The organism is Pseudomonas sp., from assembly GCF_037994325.1.
Classification (GTDB): Bacteria; Pseudomonadota; Gammaproteobacteria; order Pseudomonadales; family Pseudomonadaceae; genus Aquipseudomonas.
The window spans coordinates 1-2883 of sequence record NZ_JBBNAH010000626.1; the positions used below are offsets into that span (position 1 = coordinate 1).

The 2883-nt window shown below is 59.9% G+C and carries 3 protein-coding genes; all 3 read left to right on the top strand.

Features of this window, described 5'->3' with window-relative positions:
* Positions 1–662, top strand: a 662-nt coding sequence (phaZ, locus tag AAAB16_RS20635; RefSeq protein WP_340665013.1) for a poly(3-hydroxyalkanoate) depolymerase, incomplete at its 5' end; no start/stop codon positions are given.
* A 195-nt stretch (positions 663–857) separates the two neighbouring features.
* Positions 858–2543, top strand: coding sequence for a class II poly(R)-hydroxyalkanoic acid synthase (gene phaC, locus AAAB16_RS20640; protein ID WP_340665014.1), 1686 nt, complete (start codon positions 858–860; stop codon positions 2541–2543).
* Positions 2544–2626: 83 nt separating this feature from the next.
* A partial coding sequence (locus AAAB16_RS20645) for a TetR/AcrR family transcriptional regulator (RefSeq protein WP_340665015.1) occupies positions 2627–2883 on the top strand: 257 nt, incomplete at its 3' end.

Below are 2883 nucleotides of genomic sequence, written 5' to 3' on the forward strand. Positions count from 1 at the left end.
CCTCCACCCCCAGCCAGCCCTATCGCTTTCCCGGCTTGGCCAAGCTGGCAGCACGTATGCTCGACTACCTCGACTACGGTCAGGTCAACGCCATTGGCGTGTCCTGGGGCGGCGCCCTGGCGCAACAGTTCGCCCACGACTACCCCGAGCGCTGCAAAAAACTGGTGCTGGCCGCCACCTCGGCCGGTGCGGTGATGGTGCCGGGCAAACCGAAAGTGCTGTGGCGCATGGCCAGTCCACGGCGTTATGTGCAACCGTCTTACGGCGTGCAGATTGCCCCGGACATTTACGGCGGCGCCTTTCGTCGCGACCCCAACCTGGCCATGGCCCATGCGAGCAAAGTACGTTCCTCCGGCAAGCTGGGTTACTACTGGCAGCTGTTTGCCGGCATGGGCTGGACGAGTATTTTCTGGCTGCACAAAATCACCCAACCGACCTTGGTGCTGGCCGGCGACGATGACCCATTAATCCCCCTGGTTAACATGCGTCTGCTAGCCTGGAGAATTCCCAACTCGGAACTGCACGTGATCGACGACGGTCACCTGTTCCTGATTACGCGCGCCGAAGCGGTGGCGCCAATCATCATGAAATTCTTACAAGAGGAACGCCAACGTGCAGTGATGCACCCACAGCCGACACCCACGCCGGCTCGCGATCACTGAAAAAACTACAGCTCGGCAGCGCGCACTGATCTAGTTCGAAGCAGGCGCGCCTGACCCATTAGGGCGCTGGGCACATCCCTTGTTGTCTTTTGCGCGGTTGTCTGGAATGCACCTCCGGCGCGCCTTGGTACAAGCCTTGCTCTGTACCAATTTGACGTTGAGTCCCTTGCTGGTTTGACGACGGAGTGTTGCCACATGCGAGACAAATCTATTTCCAACCCGGTGACAACCAAGCCGGCCAATCCCATGAATGCGCAAAACGCGGTGATGGGCCTGCGCGGCCGTGACCTGCTGAGCACCGTGCGCACCTTGGCTATTCAAGGTCTGCGCCGGCCGGTTTACAGCGCCAAACATGCGCTGGCCTTGGGCGGCCAATTAGGCCGCGTACTGATCGGCGACACCCTGCACAAACACAACCCCAACGACGCCCGCTTTGCCGACCCCACGTGGCAGCTCAACCCCTTTTATCGCCGCAGCCTGCAGGCCTACCTGGCCTGGCAGCAGCAACTTAACCGCTGGATCGAAGAAAGCGATTTGCCTGCGGATGATCGTGCCCGTGCGCGCTTTATCGCTACCCTGTTGGGCGATGCCCTGGCGCCGTCCAACAGCGTGCTCAACCCACTGGCGATCAAAGAGCTGCTTAACAGCGGGGGCACCAGCATCTTTAAAGGCATGCGCCATCTCTACGATGACTTGCTGCACAACAACGGCATGCCCCGCCAGGTCAGTAAGCAGGCGTTCGAAGTCGGCCGCAACCTGGCCACCACGCCGGGCTCGGTGGTGTTTCGCAACGAGATGCTGGAGCTGATTCAGTACAAACCGATGAGCGAAAAGCAGTACGCCAAACCGCTGGTGATCGTGCCGCCGCAAATCAACAAGTTCTATATTTTCGACCTGAGCCCAGACAAGAGCTTTGTGCAGTACTGCCTAAAAAACGGCCTGCAAGTCTTTGTAGTGAGCTGGCGCAACCCCGATGCCCGCCATCGCGAGTGGGGGCTGTCGAGCTATGTACAGGCGCTGGAGGCGGCCACCGACGTGGCCCGCGCCATCACCGGCAGCAAAGAGGTCAACCTGATCGGCGCCTGCGCGGGCGGCCTGACCATTGCCGCCCTGCAAGGCCATCTGCAAGCCAAACGGCAACTGCGCAAGGTCTCCAGCGCCAGCTACCTGGTCAGCCTGCTGGACAGTGAAATAGAAAGCCCGGCCATGTTGTTTGCCGACGAAAAAACCCTCGAAGCGGCCAAGCGCCGCTCCTACCAAAACGGCGTACTCGACGGCCGCGACATGGCCAAAGTGTTCGCCTGGATGCGCCCCAACGACCTGATCTGGAATTACTGGGTCAACAACTACCTGCTCGGCAAACAACCGCCCGCGTTCGACATTCTCTACTGGAACAACGACAACACCCGTCTGCCCGCCGCCTTTCACGGCGACCTGCTGGACTTCTTCAAACACAACCCACTCACCCGTCCGGGTGGCCTGGAAGTCTGTGGCACGCCCATTGATTTGCAGAAGGTCAACGTCGACAGCTTTAGCGTGGCCGGCATCAACGACCACATCACGCCGTGGGATGTGGTGTATCGCTCCACCCTGCTGCTGGGGGGCGACCGGCGCTTTGTGCTGTCCAACAGCGGGCATATCCAAAGCATCCTCAACCCGCCGAGCAACCCGAAAGCCAACTTCTTCGAAAACGGCAAACTCACCTCCGACCCGCGCGCCTGGTACTACGACGCCAAGCAGCACAGCGGTAGCTGGTGGCCGGTTTGGATGGAGTGGATTCAAGCGCGCTCGGGCGAACAACGGGAAACCCTGCTGGCCATCGGCAACCAAAACTACCCGCCCATGCAGGCCGCGCCAGGCACGTATGTGCACGAGGTGTAAGCGCGGTTGCTAACAACACTGGCCAGGCGGCGCTTGGCCAGTTAACGTCGGCCCATGGACTGGCTGCCAAATAAGAAGAATGGATGAAAACCCGCGACCGCATCCTTGAATGCGCCCTGCAGTTATTCAATCAACAGGGCGAACCCAACGTCTCCACCCTGGAAATCGCCAACGAGCTGGAAATCAGCCCGGGCAATCTCTACTACCACTTCCACGGCAAAGAGCCGCTGGTGATGGAGCTGTTCGAACGCTTTGAAAACGAAATGGCGCCGCTGCTCGACCCACCGGCCGATGCCCGTTTAAACGTCGAAGATTACTGGCTGTTTCTGCACCTGATCGT

Coding starts and splice junctions, on each gene's coding strand:
- phaC (WP_340665014.1), top strand. CDS start 858: ATGCGAGACAAATCTATTTCCAACCCGGTGACAACCAAGCCGGCCAAT.